14 protein-coding genes and 6 tRNA genes are annotated in these 18,270 nt (G+C 41.9%); 17 read left to right on the plus strand and 3 right to left on the minus strand.

Annotation, left to right across the window (positions count from 1 at the left end):
- Positions 1 to 229: 229 nt before the first annotated feature.
- From recJ to PSH50_RS11545, 15 genes are all read left to right on the plus strand, one after another.
- Complete coding sequence (gene recJ, locus PSH50_RS11475; protein WP_273587742.1) at positions 230 to 1,951, plus strand: single-stranded-DNA-specific exonuclease RecJ; 1,722 nt, start codon at positions 230 to 232, stop codon at positions 1,949 to 1,951.
- A gap of 144 nt (positions 1,952 to 2,095) precedes the next feature.
- Positions 2,096 to 3,194, plus strand: a protein-coding gene (prfB, locus tag PSH50_RS11480; protein ID WP_096041210.1) for a peptide chain release factor 2 whose coding sequence is annotated in 2 segments (ribosomal slippage) — positions 2,096 to 2,170 and positions 2,172 to 3,194 — 1,098 coding nt in all. Because the reading frame shifts where the segments join, the coding sequence is not laid out codon by codon here.
- Positions 3,195 to 3,220: 26 nt separating this feature from the next.
- On the plus strand, positions 3,221 to 4,756 hold the full coding sequence (lysS, locus tag PSH50_RS11485) for a lysine--tRNA ligase (protein WP_096739134.1): 1,536 nt from the start codon (positions 3,221 to 3,223) through the stop codon (positions 4,754 to 4,756).
- 396 nt (positions 4,757 to 5,152) lie between these two features.
- Positions 5,153 to 5,335 carry a hypothetical protein gene (locus tag PSH50_RS11490; RefSeq protein ID WP_024031585.1) on the plus strand — a complete coding sequence of 61 codons (183 nt, stop codon included), beginning with the start codon at positions 5,153 to 5,155 and terminating at the stop codon, positions 5,333 to 5,335.
- A gap of 128 nt (positions 5,336 to 5,463) precedes the next feature.
- Positions 5,464 to 5,556: transfer RNA gene (locus PSH50_RS11495), tRNA-Ser, on the plus strand.
- A 34-nt stretch (positions 5,557 to 5,590) separates the two neighbouring features.
- Positions 5,591 to 5,667, plus strand: a tRNA-Arg gene (locus tag PSH50_RS11500).
- Between the two features lie 149 nt (positions 5,668 to 5,816).
- Positions 5,817 to 5,893, plus strand: a tRNA-Arg gene (locus tag PSH50_RS11505).
- 47 nt (positions 5,894 to 5,940) lie between these two features.
- Positions 5,941 to 6,017 (plus strand) — tRNA-Arg (locus PSH50_RS11510).
- Positions 6,018 to 6,155: 138 nt separating this feature from the next.
- Positions 6,156 to 6,232: transfer RNA gene (locus PSH50_RS11515), tRNA-Arg, on the plus strand.
- A gap of 236 nt (positions 6,233 to 6,468) precedes the next feature.
- Positions 6,469 to 6,545: transfer RNA gene (locus PSH50_RS11520), tRNA-Arg, on the plus strand.
- A gap of 440 nt (positions 6,546 to 6,985) precedes the next feature.
- On the plus strand, positions 6,986 to 8,161 hold the full coding sequence (locus PSH50_RS11525) for a DUF1343 domain-containing protein (protein ID WP_273587741.1): 1,176 nt from the start codon (positions 6,986 to 6,988) through the stop codon (positions 8,159 to 8,161).
- Between the two features lie 9 nt (positions 8,162 to 8,170).
- A complete protein-coding gene (gene pbp4b, locus PSH50_RS11530; protein ID WP_273587740.1) occupies positions 8,171 to 9,835 on the plus strand; it encodes a penicillin binding protein PBP4B in 1,665 nt (554 codons plus the stop codon).
- 187 nt (positions 9,836 to 10,022) lie between these two features.
- Positions 10,023 to 11,399 (plus strand): Na+/H+ antiporter NhaC family protein, encoded by a 1,377-nt coding sequence (locus tag PSH50_RS11535; protein WP_273587739.1) that lies wholly within the window; start codon positions 10,023 to 10,025, stop codon positions 11,397 to 11,399.
- A gap of 174 nt (positions 11,400 to 11,573) precedes the next feature.
- A complete protein-coding gene (locus PSH50_RS11540) occupies positions 11,574 to 13,316 on the plus strand; it encodes a potassium/proton antiporter (RefSeq protein WP_273587738.1) in 1,743 nt (580 codons plus the stop codon).
- 218 nt (positions 13,317 to 13,534) lie between these two features.
- On the plus strand, positions 13,535 to 15,196 hold the full coding sequence (locus tag PSH50_RS11545) for a P-loop NTPase fold protein (protein ID WP_273609637.1): 1,662 nt from the start codon (positions 13,535 to 13,537) through the stop codon (positions 15,194 to 15,196).
- Between the two features lie 86 nt (positions 15,197 to 15,282).
- Here PSH50_RS11545 and PSH50_RS11550 read toward each other — a convergent pair whose 3' ends face one another.
- Genes PSH50_RS11550 through PSH50_RS11560 form a run of 3 tightly spaced genes read right to left on the minus strand, consistent with a single transcriptional unit; the run spans position 15,283 to position 17,115 of the window.
- Positions 15,283 to 15,906, minus strand: coding sequence for a hypothetical protein (locus PSH50_RS11550; RefSeq protein ID WP_273609638.1), 624 nt, complete (start codon positions 15,904 to 15,906; stop codon positions 15,283 to 15,285).
- Positions 15,893 to 16,465, minus strand: coding sequence for a sigma-70 family RNA polymerase sigma factor (locus PSH50_RS11555; RefSeq protein WP_083901806.1), 573 nt, complete (start codon positions 16,463 to 16,465; stop codon positions 15,893 to 15,895). Before PSH50_RS11555 ends, PSH50_RS11550 begins: the two co-directional genes overlap by 14 nt.
- Before the next feature lie 14 nt (positions 16,466 to 16,479).
- Positions 16,480 to 17,115, minus strand: coding sequence for an energy transducer TonB (locus PSH50_RS11560; RefSeq protein WP_273587736.1), 636 nt, complete (start codon positions 17,113 to 17,115; stop codon positions 16,480 to 16,482).
- Positions 17,116 to 17,260: 145 nt separating this feature from the next.
- Here PSH50_RS11560 and PSH50_RS11565 point away from each other — a divergent pair, with 145 nt between their 5' ends.
- Both PSH50_RS11565 and PSH50_RS11570 read left to right on the plus strand, forming a co-directional pair.
- Complete coding sequence (locus PSH50_RS11565) at positions 17,261 to 17,767, plus strand: DUF3087 domain-containing protein (protein WP_273587735.1); 507 nt, start codon at positions 17,261 to 17,263, stop codon at positions 17,765 to 17,767.
- A 34-nt stretch (positions 17,768 to 17,801) separates the two neighbouring features.
- Positions 17,802 to 18,251 (plus strand): low molecular weight protein-tyrosine-phosphatase, encoded by a 450-nt coding sequence (locus tag PSH50_RS11570; protein WP_024031596.1) that lies wholly within the window; start codon positions 17,802 to 17,804, stop codon positions 18,249 to 18,251.
- The last annotated feature ends 19 nt before the right edge of the window (positions 18,252 to 18,270 follow it).

Here is an 18,270-nt window from a genome sequence, read left to right on the forward strand (position 1 = left end):
ACGTGTTTTACTGGCGTTAAAAAATGCTTATTTACGACTGCATGGATGCAGAAGATAGAGCAATGCAGGAGCTATTGCCGAGAACAACTAAATAGCGGATTTATTGCTTAGCTATCAACACGTTTTTTCAGCCTCAAAATAGACCACTTAATTAAGCGAATTGGTTTAAAAAGGCCTTTATGGCCTTTTTTTGTCTTTTTATTATGAACACCATAAGTTAAAAACCAGCATGAAAAAACTGATCATTGCGCGCGAAAATGTAGACGATTCTTACCTGCCAAGCGATCTGCACCCTGTTATTAAGCAAATTTATGCCACGCGTAACGTGCAAAATGCACACGAGCTAAATAATAGTGCAGCCACGCTAATCGACTTTAAACTGTTTAAAGACATCGACAAAGCCACCGAGCTATTAATTTATGCGCTGAATGCGCAAAGCCGCATTTTAATTGTTGGCGACTTCGATGCCGATGGCGCAACCAGTACAGCCACCTTAATGCAAGGCTTGGCAATGTTTGGCTTTAATAACTTAGACTACCTTGTGCCGGACAGGTTTAGCTTAGGCTATGGTTTAAGCCCAGCGCTTGCTGAGCAAATTGTTGATATAAAACCAGAGCTGGTTATTACGGTAGATAACGGTATTTCATGTATTGCAGGCATAGACATACTAAAAAAAGTGGGCATTAAAGTACTGGTTACTGATCACCACTTGCAAGGGGAGCAGCTCCCTAATGCCGATGCAATTGTTAACCCAAACCGTCATGATTGCCGTTTTCCTTCAAAATCAATTGCGGGTGTCGGCGTTGCCTTTTACTTGCTTATAGCCCTTAGAAGCACGTTACGAGAGCAAGGTTATTTTGAACGCCATGCTATGCCAAATTTAGCCGACTTGCTTGATATAGTTGCCCTAGGCACCGTGGCCGATGTAGTCGCGCTTGATGCAAATAACCGCACTTTAGTACACCAAGGGTTGGCGCGTATTCGCAGCGGTAAAACACGCCCAGGTATTACTGCGCTTATCGAAGTGGCTAATCGTAATGCCGCGCGTTTAAGCGCCAGTGATTTTGGTTTTTCGTTGGCCCCGCGTTTAAACGCAGCAGGGCGACTAGATGACATGAGTTTGGGTATAGCGTGCTTATTAAGTACCGATATAAACCAAGCAAGGCGTATTGCCAGCGAGTTAGATAGCTTAAACCATGCACGGCGCGAAATAGAGCAGGGCATGCAAGCCGAGGCGCAAGCAGTGCTTGATAGGCTTGCGTTTAGTGACGACACCATTCCCGATGCCATTTGTTTATACCAAGAAGATTGGCACCAAGGTGTTATTGGTATTTTGGCGGGTCGCTTAAAAGAAAAATACCACCGCCCAACCGTTATTTTTGCCGGTGGCGAAAACGGTGAAATAAAAGGCTCGTGCCGCTCTATTGAAGGGCTGCACATGCGCGATTTACTCGAAGGGCTAAATACCGCCGACCCGCACTTAATTAATAAATTTGGCGGCCATGCCATGGCGGCAGGGCTAAGTATTGATGAGCAAAATTTTAATGACTTTAAAAACGCGTTTGATGCAGCTGTAAGCGCGCAGTTAAGCGAAGAAAGTAAACGCTGCATTGTATTTACCGATGGCGAGCTGCCAAACGAGTGCTTTACAATGGACTTTGCTCAGCTATTAAAGCAATCAGGCCCATGGGGGCAGCAATTTCCTGAGCCGGTATTTGAGCACACCTTTGAAGTTATTCAGCAGCGTATAGTAGGCGAAAAACACTTAAAGCTGGTGCTTAAACATCAATCTGGGCGCTTAGTTGACGCCATTGCATTTGGAATAGATGTAAAAGCATGGCCCGACACCGAGGCCCGTTATGTCAAAGTGGCTTATCAGCTCGACATAAACGAATTTAGAGGCAAGTTTAGCCTGCAATTAATTGTTCGCGAGCTTGAAAAAGTGCATTAAAAAATATGCACAATGCATGCATAAAAGGCTAATAAAGCGCGCGGTTTTTTGTTAAAATCGGGCGTTTTTATCATTTGACGATAATTTATTGCGTTTAGTGCTAATTTTAGCGCGCAATAATCTAGCCATTTTGGAGTAATGTACATGTTTGAAGTGAATCCTGTGATTAATCAAATCAAGGAAATTCGCGAACGTACTGAACTGCTTCGGGGGTACCTTTGACTACGCTCACAAACAAGAGCGCCTAGAAGAAGTAAACGCCGAACTTGAAGATTCAGCCGTATGGAATGAACCTGAGCGCGCACAAGCACTTGGTCGTGAAAAATCAGCCTTAGAAGCGGTTGTTGAAACAATCGACAACTTAGTAGCGGGTGCTGACGACGTAGAAGGTTTATTAGAGCTTGCAGTAGAAGCAGAAGACGAAGACACGTTTGTTGAAGCGCAAACTGAACTTGAAGGCTTAAATAAACAGCTTGAGGGTTTAGAGTTTCGCCGTATGTTTTCGGGCTCTCACGATGCAAACGATGCTTACCTTGATTTACAGTCTGGGTCTGGCGGTACTGAAGCACAAGACTGGTGTAACATGTTATTACGCATGTATTTACGCTGGGGCGAAGCTAAAGGCTTTAAAGTTGAGCTAGTAGAAGCAACCGATGGCGATGTGGCCGGTATTAAAGGTGCAACAGTGCGCTTTGTAGGCGAATACGCATATGGTTGGCTGCGCACAGAAACAGGTGTACACCGCTTAGTACGTAAAAGCCCATTTGATTCAAGTGGTCGTCGTCATACCTCGTTTGCCTCTGCGTTTGTTTACCCAGAAGTAGATGACAATATTGAAATTGATATTAATCCGGCTGACTTACGTATAGACGTTTACCGTGCATCGGGCGCGGGTGGTCAGCACGTAAATACCACCGAATCGGCAGTACGTATTACTCACGTACCTACCAACACGGTTGTTCAGTGTCAAAACGAGCGTTCACAACACAAAAATAAAGCCCAAGCAATGAAGCAGTTAAAAGCAAAATTATTTGAGCTTGAACTTCAGCAGCAAAATGCTGAAAAGCAATCGCAAGAAGACGCAAAATCGGATATTGGCTGGGGAAGCCAAATTCGTTCTTACGTACTTGATGATGCACGTATTAAAGATTTACGAACTGGCGTTGAAAACCGTAATACGCAATCGGTACTTGACGGCAACCTAGACAAATTTATTGAAGCCAGCCTAAAATCTGGCCTATAACCACCAAGCTAAAAAAGAGCTAAAAAATGACTGATCAAATCCAAGACGAAAATAAGTTAATCGCTGAGCGTCGCGGCAAATTAGACGCTATCCGCGAAAATTGCCCAGCCAACGGTCATCCTAATCAGTTCCGTCGTGAACATTACACGGCTGATTTACAGGCTGAGTTTGGTGATAAGAGTAAAGAAGAATTAGTAGAGCTTAAGCACGTTGTATCAATTGCTGGCCGTATTTTAGCTAAGCGTGGTCCTTTTATGGCCATTCAAGACATGAAAGGCCGTGTACAAGCTTACGCATCTAAAGATGTGCAAAAAGACTTAAAAGCAAAATATGGCCAACTAGATATTGGCGATATTATTGGTGTTAAAGGTGCGCTTAATAAATCAGGTAAAGGCGATTTATACGTAGAAATGACCGAGTACGAACTACTTACTAAGTCACTACGCCCATTACCAGAGAAGTTTCATGGTTTATCAGATCAAGAAACCAAGTACCGTCAACGTTATGTTGATTTAATTACTAACGAAGCAACGCGCGAAACATTCCGCATTCGCTCACAAGTAGTTGAAGGTATTCGCCGCTTTTTAGCAGAGCGCGACTTTATGGAAGTAGAAACGCCAATGCTACAGGTTATTCCTGGCGGTGCGTCTGCGCGTCCATTTGTGACTCACCATAACGCACTTGATATAGACATGTACTTACGTATAGCGCCTGAGCTTTACCTTAAGCGTTTAGTAGTAGGTGGTTTTGACCGCGTATTTGAAATTAACCGTAACTTCCGTAACGAAGGGTTATCAACGCGTCACAACCCAGAATTCACTATGATTGAATTTTACCAAGCATACGCTGATTACATCGACCTGATGAACATTACCGAAGACATGCTACGTACAGTTGCAACAAATGTTTTAGGTAGCCCAATTGTAGTTAATACCACTAAAGATGAAAACGGCGAAGTTATCGACTCAGTAGAGTACGACTTTGGCAAACCGTTTGAGCGCCTAAGCATGGCTGATGCTATCTTAAAATATAACCCTGAGTTTGATGCTGCGGTATTTAATGACCCAGAAAACCACTTTGAAGAATTAAAAGCGTACGCTAAACAAGTGCACGTTAAAATTCCTGAAAATTGTGTATGGGGCCCAGGTAAGTTTTTATGTGAAATATTTGAAGAGACGGCTGAGCACATGCTTATCCAACCTACATTTATTACAGGCTACCCGTGGGAAGTATCGCCACTTGCGCGCCGTAACGACGAAAACCCATTTGTTACCGACCGCTTTGAGTTTTTTGTTGGCGGACGTGAGCTTGCAAATGGCTTCTCGGAGCTTAACGATGCACAAGATCAAGCAGAGCGCTTTACTCGCCAAGTTGAAGAAAAAGACGCCGGCGATGATGAAGCAATGCATTACGATGAAGACTACATACGCGCACTAGAGTACGGCTTACCGCCTACTGCCGGTGAAGGTATTGGTATTGACCGCTTAGTAATGTTATTTACTGATTCACCAACCATTAAAGATGTTATTTTGTTCCCGCATATGCGCCCACAAGCTGACTAAGCTTTAACAAAATAAATGTGATAAACGCCGCTGAATTTTAGCGGCGTTTTTGTGTGAGTACAAAAATAAGCGCCAATGCAGGAAAAGTTGGAGAGTAAATTGCTTTATAAAAACAGACGAAAGAGAGGATAAGATTGTTCGCTTTTTAATTAATTAGTACTAAGCTAAATTTTAAAGCTAGTTATTAGTACTTATTAATAGTTAATTCAGATTGGGTTATTTAATGTAGCCTTGTTTTAAATAACCTTAATAACAGTGCTATAACGTAATTTTATGACTGTTTTTTAAACATTATGTTGTATTTATGTAAAAAACTTAGCTAAAATACGCCAAAATTTTGAGCTGGGTTAAAATAGCACTCTAAATATGAATTCTCAAATGGACTTAGAATATAATATGAAAGACAACCGAGTTGAAGAATCGCCAGAAACTGACACCACAGAGCAAAAGCGACAAGCTTATTACCGAGCCTGTATTGCTGAGTTTCAGCAATTAGGTTACCAAGAGCAATATTTAGCGCAGCTCAAAGATGATTTAGTGCCTTTAATGGGCGTTAACCCACAAGACAAAAACATTTAAATCGTTTACTTTTCAAACCAATTATACAATTAAAGCTGACTTATGTGCGTTCTGTAACCAGATAGTCATTTTTGGCATAAAAGTGTTTGACATATTTTCTGAAATCTTTATTATACGCCCCACAAGACGGAGAGGTGTCCGAGTGGCCGAAGGAGCTCCCCTGCTAAGGGAGTATAGAGTTTGTAGCTCTATCGAGGGTTCGAATCCCTCCTTCTCCACCATTTCTTTTAATGGCAGTCTTGTAAAGTAAAGATTGGGCGCATAGCTCAGCTGGATAGAGTACCTGGCTACGAACCAGGCGGTCGGAGGTTCGAATCCTCCTGCGCCCACCACTCTTTACACACTCTGCTTAGAGTATAAATAAGTTAAAGTGTTTGGTTTAAAACCAAATCGGTTGGAGGTTCATTCTTACAAGATACGTCCTGCTTCCAGCACTTTTTACACACTCTGCTTAGAGTATAAATAAGCAAACAGTAAAAGTGGGCGCATAGCTCAGCTGGATAGAGTACCTGGCTACGAACCAGGCGGTCGGAGGTTCGAATCCTCCTGCGCCCACCACTTTTACAGACTCTAACTTAGAGTATAAACAAGTAACTAATGAAAGTGGGCGCATAGCTCAGCTGGATAGAGTACCTGGCTACGAACCAGGCGGTCGGAGGTTCGAATCCTCCTGCGCCCACCACTTTCATAAATAAGCCGACAAAAGTCGGTTTTTTTGTGTCTGAAATAACATAAAAGTTAAGCGCATATTTTACAATGTGTACTTATATTTATTGTTTCAGAAACTCCACTTAGAGTATAAATAAGAAAAAATGAAAGTGGGCGCATAGCTCAGCTGGATAGAGTACCTGGCTACGAACCAGGCGGTCGGAGGTTCGAATCCTCCTGCGCCCACCACTTTCATAGACTCTGCTTAGAGTATAAATAAGTAAAGTGTTGGCTTAAAGCCAAGCGGTCGGAGGTTCACTCTTAGAAGATACGTCCTGCGCCCACCACTTTCATAAATAAGCCGACAAAAGTCGGTTTTTTTGTGTCTGAAATAACATAAAAGTTAAGCGCATATTTTACAATGTGTACTTATATTTATTGTTTCAGAAACTCCACTTAGAGTATAAATAAGAAAAAATGAAAGTGGGCGCATAGCTCAGCTGGATAGAGTACCTGGCTACGAACCAGGCGGTCGGAGGTTCGAATCCTCCTGCGCCCACCACTTTCATACATAAGCCGACATTAAGTCGGTTTTTTTGTATCTGAATTTTGAGAAAGCTATCAGCTATCAGGTATTAGTAAAATCCAATTTTACATAGTGCCAAATCTTCTATTCAGTCACTTCTCTAAAAGCGCAGCGCCTCTTAACCTCTTTGTGAATAATTTGTTTTAAGAAACATTACAAAGAGAAGTGAAAGAGGAATAAATGAGAAGCTCAAAACCAACATTAGTATTTAACCCATTTACGAGCTATGCTCGTCGCGCTAGCAAGCTTAGCGCCTACGGGAAAACTTTAAACCCTGAGTTTAATCGTCGTAGACGTAAAGCGTGCTCACGTTAGAAGCGCAGCTTCTAGTTACTTATGTACAGCTCAAAACCATTCACTGCTCTTTAACTTAAGCTGTGGTATTTTAAACACCTTGTTTAAAAGGAACTTGCTGTATGTTTAAAGCTGTATTCATCACCTTTTTTTTACTATTTATCACTATTTTTAATGTGGGCGCGCACGCTCACACAGCTCAAACAACGCCAATTGTTGGCGCTGCTCAATACAAACATTATTTGCCACAGCTACAAAATAAACGTCTTGGCCTTGTGGTAAATCAAACATCGCTTGTTGAAAATACTCATTTAGTTGATGCTTTACTCACTAAAAATATAACCATAACCAAAATTTTTGCACCTGAGCATGGTTTTAGAGGCGATCACGACGCTGGAGCCCATGTTAAAAATGCGGTTGATAGTAAAACCGGTATCCCGCTTATTTCTATTTATGGCAAAAACAAAAAACCAAGCGCTGAGGCTCTAAACGAAGTAGATGCTATTATTTTTGATATACAAGATGTGGGCGTGCGCTTTTATACCTACATAAGCTCTATGCATTACATGATGGAGGCCGCAGCCGAACAAGGTATTGAGTTTATTGTGCTTGATAGGCCAAACCCCAATATTGCCTACGTTGATGGGCCAATACTTGAGCGCCAATTTAAATCGTTTGTAGGTATGCACCCAATCCCCGTGCTGCACGGCATGACGGTAGGCGAGCTTGCAAAAATGATCAAAGGCGAAAGCTGGATCAATAAAGCGGCTGATTTAAAGCTTACGGTGATCCCAGTTGATCATTACACGCGCTCAACATCCTACAGTTTACCTGCAAAACCCAGCCCTAATTTACCGAACGATCAATCAATTGCGCTGTATCCGTCGCTGTGCTTTTTTGAAGCAACCCCTGTAAGTATTGGCAGAGGCACCGACTTTGCGTTTCAAGTAATTGGCTACTCTCCCGTTGCGCTTGGGGGTTTTAGTTTTACACCGCGCTCGATAAAAGGGGCGGCAGCAAACCCTAAATTTAAAAATATAACGGTAAAAGGGCTCGATCTACGCACAGCAAACACGCGCGGGCTTGATTTAAGTTATTTAATTACGGCTTATAATAAATTATCTAAAAACAATATTACCTTTTTTGAACGCGCTGATTTTATGGATAAATTGGCTGGTACCAACAAACTACGGTTAGCTATTGAAGCAGGGCAATCAGAGCGGCAAATAAAACAAAGTTGGCAGCAAGGGCTTGCAGCATTTAAAAAGCAACGAGCGCCGTATTTGCTGTACAAGTAAGGGGTGCAAATGGCTTTAGTAATAAAAAAAACGTTAAGCAGCTGTTTTAAAAAGGCTTTATTGGCACTTGTTAGCGCGACTCTTGTAGCGTGCAGTACGGCAAATAAGCCAAATGAGTTTACAGCAAGTGAACTTAAGCAAAGCAAATTAGTAACGCTTCCAAACGCCCAAGTTATTGTCACTTTTCCTGAGGCTAACCCAAGTAGCCGTGAGTACGTAAATAACCGTGGCACATTTAAAGCGTATAAAGGGCGAGGGCAGTTATTAATTCAAAATAATAACGCGATAAGCGCCGATATTTTTATAAATAACCAAAAGCTTAATATTACCAACCAATTAGCCGCCAATACTTTATATGAGTATTCGCTAGCAAGGCGCACCCACAACGGGGTAAATACGTTTAAGGTTGAAAATATTAAACCTAAAGGCGCAAGCCTTACCTTGCGCTTTGAGTTTCCAACCTTAAGTACCGCTGCGCAAAGTAATATAGACTTTAGCCAGGTCGATGCCCTTATTGAAAAAGACATACAAGCTGGTTTTCCGGGGGCGGTATTAGCCGTTATTAAAAGTGGTGAACTAATAAAGCTTAGTGCCTATGGCGATGCCAAACAGTACCAGCAAAGTGATTTAATGCTACTACGCCCAGAGCCAATGCAAACACATACTCTGTTTGATTTAGCCTCTAACACCAAAATATTTGCCACTAACTTTGCCCTTATGAAACTTCTAAGCGAAGGGCTTTTAAATATAAACAAGCCCGTACAAAGTTACTTACCCGAATACAAAGGTGATGGCCGCGAGCTGCGCACAGTTAAAGATTTACTCACGCATACAGCGGGTTACCCACCTGTGTTTGATTTTCATCGTAAAGGTGCTAAAACTGGCGATGCGTATTTTTCGCAAAATAGCCAAACCACAAAGCAGTTGTTACTTACGCAAGTACCGCTGAGCAATAAATACCCCGCACAAGCCGTTTATTCCGATATTGATTACATGATTTTAGGCGTACTAGTTGAGCGTATAACCGGGCAACCACTTGATGACTACTTAGAGCAACACATTTACGCCCCACTTAAACTGACCAATACGGTATTTAACCCACTTAAAAAGGGCTTTAAACGCGCTGAATTTGCAGCAACCGAGCTTAGCGGCAATACCCGTGATGGCCGTATTGCCTTTGATAATATTCGTACCAATGTTTTGCAAGGCGAAGTGCACGACGAGCGAGCATTTTATTCGTTTGATGGCGTAGCAGGGCATGCCGGTTTATTTAGTAACGCACCCGATTTAGCTGTGCTTTGCCAAGTACTATTAAACCAAGGTGGCTTTGGCAATACCCAATTATTTAGCGCATCAACCTTAACGCAGTTTGTAACGCCACAACTAAACAACGAAACCTATGGCCTAGGCTTTAGGCTTGCAGGTAACAACCAAGCTAGGCGTTGGCATTTTGGCCCTTACGCAAGCGCACAAGCGTATGGGCACACCGGCTGGACGGGCACAGTAACGGTTATTGATCCAACCTACGACTTAGCCATTATTTTATTGACCAATGCGCGGCACACAAAAATAAAAGGAAGCCAAAAACATTACCAGTTTTTGGGCAAACAATACGAGACCGCGCAATATGGCTCGGTGGTATCGCTTATTTACGAAGCACTACTAAATCAATAAATTATCGTTTAGGCTAAAACGGCCTAAGTGCAGTGCCTTAAGTGATTTATTTGCAGGTGACTTAACTAAGCCAATCCATTAAGCTAAGCGGTTTACAAATTCAGGCCACATTTTTAAAACGGCCTGTAAAATAAGCGTTTCAACGTGAATAAAGCGAACGCACTTCGCTATTAATAAAGGTTAATTTATGTCTTGGTATTCTATATTACCGCCGCTCATTGCTATCGCTATCGTATTTTGGCGAAAAGAAGTAATAATGGCACTTTTGGTGGCCGTGGCTTCGTCAGAATTTTTACTCGCTATACAAGGCGAGGGTAATACCTTATTTGCTACATTTTTAAATACCGTTGAGCGCATAATATCGGTAGCCAGCTCGCCGGGTAACACTCGCATTTTAATATTCAGTATTATGATTGGTGCCTTGCTTGCCTACATACGCGAATCTGGCGGCGTAGCAGCCACCGTTAATATGCTTATGAATAAAGGCATTGCAAAAAGTAAGCGCCAAGTTGGCTTTTTAACCATGTTTACCGGCATCGCGGTATTTATAGAGTCAAACCTCAGCGTATTAACCTCAGGTATTGTATCGCGTGGCCTGTTCGACAAATTTAAAATGAGCCGAGCCCGCCTTGCTTATATTATTGATAGCACCAGTGCACCGGTGTGTATTTTAATATTACTTAACGGTTGGGGCGCATTTGTACTGGGTTTACTTGGCAATTACGAGCTAAGCGAATCGGCGGTTTCTATTTTATGGGGCAGCGTAGGGTACAACTTTTACGCCATTATCACGCTAGTCATTGTGTTTTACACTATCGCGTTTGATAAAGTACACGGCCCAATGAAAGAAGCCGAGCAAAAACTAGAGCTACAAAAAACCGACCTAAAAGAAGAAGTAAAAGGCTCTAAAGCGCGTTACATGCTCGTGCCATTACTTACCTTAATTGTGAGCATGGTAGGCTTTATGTTTTACACCGGCAACGGCGTACTTGCAGAAGGCAGCGGCTCTAAATCAGTTTTATACGCAACGGTATTAGCCATTGTGGTTGCATATGTTTTAATGATTAGCTCGCGCCAATTTACTCACCATCAATTAGTCGATACCGGCTTTAAAGGCATGGGCGAGTTATTACCGCTGGTGAGCATTGTATTGCTTTCACTTACACTGGGCGCAAGCTTAAAAGAGCTAGGCACGGGCGTATTTGTCGCATCACTAGTGGGCGATTACCTACCTATTTACTTAATTGTACCAGTGCTGTTTTTAACCGGCGCGGTTATGTCGTTTACTACAGGTACTTCGTGGGGCACATTTGCCATACTAATTCCTATTGGCGTACCGCTTATTCAAGCGCTCGGTTTGCCACCTTCACTGGTGGTAGGCGCTATTTTAGGTGGCGGTATATTTGGCGATCACTGCTCCCCTATATCCGACACCAGCGCTGTATCGGCACTCGCCTCAGGGTGTGACTTACTCACCCACGTTAAAACGCAGCTACCGTATGCGTTATTTGGCGGCGCACTGACGTTTATAGCGTATTTAGTAACAAGCATAATTGTGTTATAAAATTTGCTCGTTTAAATACTCAAAGGCCTGCTTAATCGCAGGCTTTTTTGTTTTAAATATGCAGTTAAGTACCCGTATTTATATTTTTTAGGTTATTGTATGGCATGAGCTTTAAGCTTTTTAATAGCTATAAATTCTTACTTTTTAATTTATACAAGGCTGTAAACCCACACTATGTTTGTAATAGATAATATCATTCTTGTTAGTGCCATTTTAATTTTACTAGGGGTTATCTCGAGCAAGCTATCTGCGCGCGTTGGCTTACCCGTGCTGGTGCTATTTTTACTGGTGGGCATGCTTGCAGGTGAAGACGGTATTGCCGGCATATCATTCGATAACGCAGAGGCTGCGCATGCTCTGGGCACCCTAGCACTGGCTATTATTCTATTTGATGGTGGGCTACAAACGCCAACTAGTTCAATTAAACAAGTGTGGAAACCGGCTTCGGCTTTAGCAACGGTCGGGGTGCTTTTAACGGCTGTAATTACCGGCCTTGTCGCCACTTATATTTTAGACTTACCCGTACTACAAGGCGTTTTGCTGGGCGCTATTGTGGGCTCTACAGATGCCGCTGCCGTATTTGCACTTTTACGTAGCGCCGGTATTCACTTAAATAAAAAGCTTAAATCAACCCTTGAAATAGAAAGTGCCTCGAACGACCCAATGGCTATTTTTTTAACGGTTGGTTTGCTCGAAATGCTCGTTAACGACATGCCAATAGGGCTGGGTTTACTGCAGTTATTTGCCCAGCAAATGGGCGTAGGCGCCGTTTGTGGGTTTTTAATTGGTAAGGTGTCGGTGTGGTTTATTAATCGAATAAAATTAAACGCATCAGGTTTGTATTTGGTTATGGTAACCGCATTTGGGCTGCTTTCTTTTGGCCTTTCTGCAACGCTTGGCGGCAGTGGCTTTTTAGCTGTATTTATAACCGGCGTTATTTTAGGTAACAGTAAATTTGTATATAAACGCGGCATTTTTCTTTTTCACGATGGTTTAGCGTGGCTTGGGCAAATAACCATGTTTGTTGTGTTAGGGCTTTTAATTAATCCCTCGTCGTTGGTTGATGTATGGCTAGAAGGGTTGTTAATTGCACTGGCACTTATTTTTGTTGCTCGCCCACTAGCGGTAGCGCCAATTTTAAAATTATTTGGCTTTAATAATCGTGAAACATTATTTGTATCTTGGGTGGGGCTAAGAGGCTCAGTGCCGATTATTTTAGCTATATTCCCACTGTTGTTTGGCCTTTCAGGGGCGGAGCTTATTTTTAATGTGGTTTTTTTCGTGGTGTTAATCTCGGCCACGTTGCAAGGCTCAACTATGCCTTGGATGGCTAAAAAGTTAAGTTTAATAGAGCCGCCACCCGATTTAGCAGCTGCAACGCTCGAAATTACCGCCCTAAACGATATTGATATAGAAATTGTAGAGTATACGTTAAGTGAGGTTTCTCGGGTTTCTGGGCGCAGTTTGTCACATGCTGCACTGCCAGAAAGTGTAGTTGTAGCCATGATCACACGAGGGCCTTCAATCATACCGCCACGCGGCTCTACTAAGTTAAAACCAAACGATCATTTATTTGTTGTTTTAAAACCTGCTAACAGACCTTTTGTTGATTTAGTTTTTACAGCAACCGATAAAACAAACCACCAAGACAGTCACTTAGCGCGCAACGAACTTAAAGTGAAAGGGGTTACGCTAGTAGGCGATATATTTTACTCATATCACATGAAAATAGACGCGCCAGAGGGTATAAGCTTGGAAGAGGTGATCAACCAAAAGCTCTCAGGAGAAATCAGTAAAGGCTCAATTGTGGTTATTGGTAATGTTCAACTACGCGTTATAACAATGGTACATACACGTATAGTGACCATCGGCTTAAAATACTTACAAAATCCAGAACAACGACTTTTAAAGCAGTAGCCATTACCGATGATTTACAAGATATTAGCGACGTAGGTTGGGTTGAGTGACACGAAACCCAACGTATCACCGATGCAATGAGCACACCCAAAGCTAATTATATGTAGTGTTTGTTGTAGGCGTACAGCTTGCTGGCGCGTCGGGCGTTAGCTCGGAGAACTCAGCGATAGAGCGTTTTATATTGCACTATGTAAAAAAGACTATTTAAAGGGAATTAAATGAAAGAATTCAATTGGAGTAAAGCAACTAAGCCACCATTAGAAGAATATTTTCCTGCCGATAAATTAGATCGTGCTCGCTACGCCACTTTCTTATCAAGGCTATTGGCTCAAGAAGGTTATGACGAAAGTAGGCCTGATGCTGAGCAAAAGAAAAACTATGTATTAAATCTCAATGCTGAATGGGGGGCAGGTAAAACCTATTTTCTTAAGCGTTGGTCACGAGAATTAATAGTAGATTTTCCTGTTGTATATATTGATGCATGGCAGCAAGACTATTCAGACGACCCATTTTTAACTGTAATTGCAGGTATCATCAAGCAGCTTCAACGTCAGGCTAAGTTTAATATAACTATTCCTAAGAGTGCAGTTTCTATGTTTAAGGCCGTTGCACCTGCTATTGCACAAGGCCTAACTAAAAAAATATCAGGCATAGATTTAGATGAGTTACACACATTACTATTCTCTGATGAAGAAATTGAAGATGATCAAAAGCAAAATTCTAACAAGTTAACTGGCAGCGACTTTTCGCCTGCTGTAAAGGCGCTTGCGCAAAACTTAATTAAAGATCATGAAGCTAAGAACAAAAGTATTGAAGTAATAAAATCTAAGTTAGCTGATTGGGTAAATAAGTTTGAAGAGCAGGAAGGTAAATCGTTACCCATATTTATTTTTATTGATGAATTAGACCGTTGTCGCCCAAATTATGCAGTAGAAATGCTTGAGACTATTAAACATATTTTTGATGTAAAAGGTATCGTGTTTGTTGTGGCAACAGATACAGAACAACTCCAACATACAATAAAATCAATATACGGTGAAGGGTTTGACGCTAAGGTTTATTTAGGCCGTTTTTTTAATAGTCGTTACAGTTTAAAGCGTCCTGCTTTGAAGGATTTTTTATCAGTACATAGTGATACAACTAAATTTGAAACTGCGTATTTAGAAAGTAAAAATATTGAGCTACTCCCCCGCACAGAAAACCCCGAAACTGCTTTAGCTAATATCTCTGTTGTATTAGATGCTTTTCAGGTGTCAGCAAGAACAGCTATTCAAATTACTGAACGTATTACTGCCATTATTATTAATTTACCAAGTGGCAAAAAAGTAGATGTTCTTGTGCTCGCTATTTTGTTTTGTATCCATGAAAAAGACCACCCACTTTATGAGGAGATAATAAATGGTAGGTTCAAAAGAACAGAACGAGGTGATGAAAATAAGATCATAGATATTAGCCTAGCTGACTTCTTACAAAAGGATATATCAAAAGAGTATTTATCAGCCGAGATAATCTATTTTATTGAGCCACAGAGATATATAAGTACATTTTATAATGACAATTTTGGTCCAAAAGAAAATAGCTATTCCACGGGGAATTATCCTATTTCACTATCAAAATTTATTAAGAATATTTTTTTTCGTGTTTTTGTCTCAGAATTAAACCCTTATGATGTTTGGATTCCTGATAGCGATGACGGTTTAACTGAGTTGCAAAACGCAGAAAAGAACCTAGCTCAGCATTCAATACGAATTTCTCCAGAAGTTACTTTATTATGGCTTAACTATATCTATATCAAAGATGAATACAACAAAATTACCAAAGAGCAATATCGTGATTTTATAGAGCTTTCCTCACCACTAGACTACATGGGCGATAGTTAACTACCTCTGTGCAGCGCGAAGCGCCTCTGTGTTCTCGGTGGTAATATTTATCTAAATTACCACCAACCTTAACTGAGACAAACCACCTAAACCCCACACTGCCTAACCCCAACTCCAGCATGTTTAAGCGCTACTATTTGCCCTTTACCGTTATGCGCCATAGCGAGCATATCACCGGTATTTATATTACTTTCCACTGCGTGCCTTCCCTTTAAATCACTTAAGAGCGACTGCTTAATTTGTACCAGTACCTCGTCATTACAGCTGGCTATGTACCAGTCGTTATCAACCTTTACGAGCGTGCCGTATTCTATGTGGCGTTGTTGGTGTAAGCGCAAGCTATTAGCGTGCTGAGTATCGAGTGCGTGTTTTTGCTCGGTAATGGCGCTTGTGTAACTGCCCGATGGGTTTATTTCGTGGGTTTTAATAATTGAGTAGTCGTGAATGTCTATAGTTTTAAATGAGCTGTTAAGCACCGTTTTAGGTGCGTGGTTAATGCCCTCGTTACTATCAAACACAATAAAGGCGAATACGCCCAGTGCGCAGGCAAGGCTGGTTAACTGTAGCGTAAAACTAAGCCTTGAGGGCTTTTTATGGCTGGCATTATTAAGTAACGCTTTTTGTTGGGAAGCGCTGAGTGTAGTGCGTGCTTTTCGCTCTTTGTAGTGTTGAGTGAGCTTTTGGTCAAACTGCTCATCAGGCTTGTTCATTGTTTGCTCCTAATAAACGTTTAAGGTTTTGCTTGGCATAGCGCAGCCTTGTTTTTACGCTCTCATGGTTGCTTTGCGTTATAAGCTCTATGTCGGCAAGGCTAAAGCCTTCTTGTTGTAAGGTAATGGCTTCGCGTTGTACAAAGCTCAGTTGCTTGAGTGCGCTATCGAACGCTTGGTAATTTATATTGCTAATACTATTGTTATTACCTTGCTCATTTTGCTGCGCAGGTAGGTGGGTGTTTTCGTCAAGCTCTACAAAGCGCTGCTGTTTGCGGTATTCGTCTACTAATGTGTTGCGCGCGAGTTTAAATAACCACGCTTTTGGCGTGGTTTGCGCTTGGTAAAGGTGGCGTTTTTCGATTACTTTTAGCCAGGTTTGTTGGCTTACGTCGTATGCTAAATGCGTATTAGATTGCGTCACTAGGTAGTGATATAAATCGTTACTGTATAGGGAAATAAGCTGCTCTAAGTGGCGGTTGTCGCCACTTTTTGCGTAACTTGCCATGCAATCCTTGCTTGGCGTTTCAAATAACCATGACTTAATACTGAGTAGCATAGGCGTTTAGTCCGTTAAATAGAGTTATCTAATTTAAAATCGAGCTGTACGGTTTGATCTGTTTGTAATTGTGCCACACCTTCTATTACTTTGGGGCGATATTTCCAGCGTTTTATGGCTCTTATTGCTTCGCGGTCAAAGGTGCGTTTGGGCTCGGCGTTTATTACCACTGGGTTTATTACTTCGCCGGTGGGCGAAATACTAAAGCTGAGTTGTACCCAGCCTTCTATGCCATTGCGCGCAGCAGATGTTGGGTATTTTGGATTTATGCGCACTATGGGGGTTGCATCGCCTGTTGGGCGGTTAATCGTGCTATTTATATCATCTCCAAAATCATCAATAGTGATTGGTGTTAATTCGTTAATCGCTATTACAGGGTCGTTTGAGGTATCGATTGGTGGCGCTTTAGGCGGCGTTTTTGGCACAGGCGGTGGTGGCTGTATTTTTTGTATATGCCTAACTTGTGAATCCTCTGGTGCCTGAAAAATCTCTACAATAATATCGTCGCCGAGTTTTATAGGTGCGCGCTGCTCGCCACTAATTAGGTGTTGCATAAATGCAAAGGCGGCAAAGGTCATTACTGCGCCGCCAATAACGGCGGTTGATGTTTTAATAAATGCTGAATTATTGGGTACTTCAAGTGTGTGCATAAGCCGCTCCGAGTAAACTTATTGGGTTGTTTAAAAGTTATAACGGGGGGCAAATCAAAAAGGGGTTAAATAATTTTATAAAAATTGCGGGGTTTAGTTACAATAGCGTTCGCTATATTTTTACTTATTAATTTTTTAGGCTGTTATGCAACTCATACAAATAGATAAAGCACGTTACCGCAAACATTTAAATAGTGTAATTGCAGGGTGTGCGGCGGGTTTAGCTGTTGGCAGCTTGGCTATATCGCAAACGTTAATTGCGTTGTTTCCTGATGAAAGCGGGAGCCATTTTCATTGGAATTTAACCGGTGTTGTTATAACAAGTTTGGCCATTGGCTGGCTGTTAAATAAATACCGTACCCATAGTTTTATGACCGAGGTGGTGTACGTGTGGGAGCTAAAACAAGCGCTTAATAAAATAACCCGCAAAATGCCAAAGCTAAAAGCGGCAGGGCGCGAGGGTAATGCCGATGCATTATTAGCGATTCATTATAGTTATGCGGGCTCACGGCTTTTATGGCAGCTTGACGATAACACCATTACTATGGACGAGTTAGCTATAAAACAAGCCGAGCTTGATAGTGTGGCCGCCAAGTATAACCTGACTTTAAATGCCGATGACTATAACGAGGCTATATTAAAACAGTTTTAAAGCCTAGGTGGTTAAATTAGCTAAAGGAGCCTTAATGAAAAAAGTACTGATAGTGTGTTTAGGTAATATTTGCCGCTCGCCCACAGCAGAGGCGGTGTTAAAAGCGCGTGCTAAAAAATTAGGCGTTGAGGTAAAAGTCGACTCGGCAGGGACTATTGGCTACCACGAAGGTAAAACGCCAGATAGCCGCTCAATGGCTGCGGGTGAAAAACGCGGTTATAGCTTTAAAGGTATATTTTCGCGCCCAGTGCGCAGCAGCGATTTTACTGAGTTTGATTTAATTTTAGCGGCCGACACACAAAACTTAGCTGACTTAAAAGCGCAATGCCCCACCCATTTACATTACAAGCTGGCATTGTTTTTAGAATACGGCGAGCAAAGCCAAAGCGCCATACCCGACCCATACTACGGCGGCGATGATGGCTTTGAAAATGTGCTCGATTTAATTGAAGCCGCGAGCGATAAAATACTCGCAAAGCTTTGAATAAAACTACCTGAACAAA

Source organism: Pseudoalteromonas sp. Angola-7 (assembly GCF_028599255.1).
In the GTDB taxonomy this organism is placed as follows: domain Bacteria; phylum Pseudomonadota; class Gammaproteobacteria; order Enterobacterales; family Alteromonadaceae; genus Pseudoalteromonas; species Pseudoalteromonas atlantica.

What these genes read in the sequence shown, in the direction of transcription:
- recJ (WP_273587742.1), top strand. Translation starts at nt 230, where the DNA reads ATGAAAAAACTGATCATTGCGCGCGAAAATGTAGACGATTCTTACCTG.
- PSH50_RS11565 (WP_273587735.1), top strand. Translation starts at nt 17,261, where the DNA reads ATGCAACTCATACAAATAGATAAAGCACGTTACCGCAAACATTTAAAT.
- PSH50_RS11550 (WP_273609638.1), bottom strand. Translation starts at nt 15,906, where the DNA reads ATGAACAAGCCTGATGAGCAGTTTGACCAAAAGCTCACTCAACACTAC.
- pbp4b (WP_273587740.1), top strand. Translation starts at nt 8,171, where the DNA reads ATGGCTTTAGTAATAAAAAAAACGTTAAGCAGCTGTTTTAAAAAGGCT.
- PSH50_RS11540 (WP_273587738.1), top strand. Translation starts at nt 11,574, where the DNA reads ATGTTTGTAATAGATAATATCATTCTTGTTAGTGCCATTTTAATTTTA.
- PSH50_RS11525 (WP_273587741.1), top strand. Translation starts at nt 6,986, where the DNA reads ATGTTTAAAGCTGTATTCATCACCTTTTTTTTACTATTTATCACTATT.
- PSH50_RS11570 (WP_024031596.1), top strand. Translation starts at nt 17,802, where the DNA reads ATGAAAAAAGTACTGATAGTGTGTTTAGGTAATATTTGCCGCTCGCCC.
- PSH50_RS11555 (WP_083901806.1), bottom strand. Translation starts at nt 16,465, where the DNA reads ATGCTACTCAGTATTAAGTCATGGTTATTTGAAACGCCAAGCAAGGAT.
- PSH50_RS11560 (WP_273587736.1), bottom strand. Translation starts at nt 17,115, where the DNA reads ATGCACACACTTGAAGTACCCAATAATTCAGCATTTATTAAAACATCA.
- PSH50_RS11535 (WP_273587739.1), top strand. Translation starts at nt 10,023, where the DNA reads ATGTCTTGGTATTCTATATTACCGCCGCTCATTGCTATCGCTATCGTA.
- PSH50_RS11545 (WP_273609637.1), top strand. Translation starts at nt 13,535, where the DNA reads ATGAAAGAATTCAATTGGAGTAAAGCAACTAAGCCACCATTAGAAGAA.
- lysS (WP_096739134.1), top strand. Translation starts at nt 3,221, where the DNA reads ATGACTGATCAAATCCAAGACGAAAATAAGTTAATCGCTGAGCGTCGC.
- PSH50_RS11490 (WP_024031585.1), top strand. Translation starts at nt 5,153, where the DNA reads ATGAAAGACAACCGAGTTGAAGAATCGCCAGAAACTGACACCACAGAG.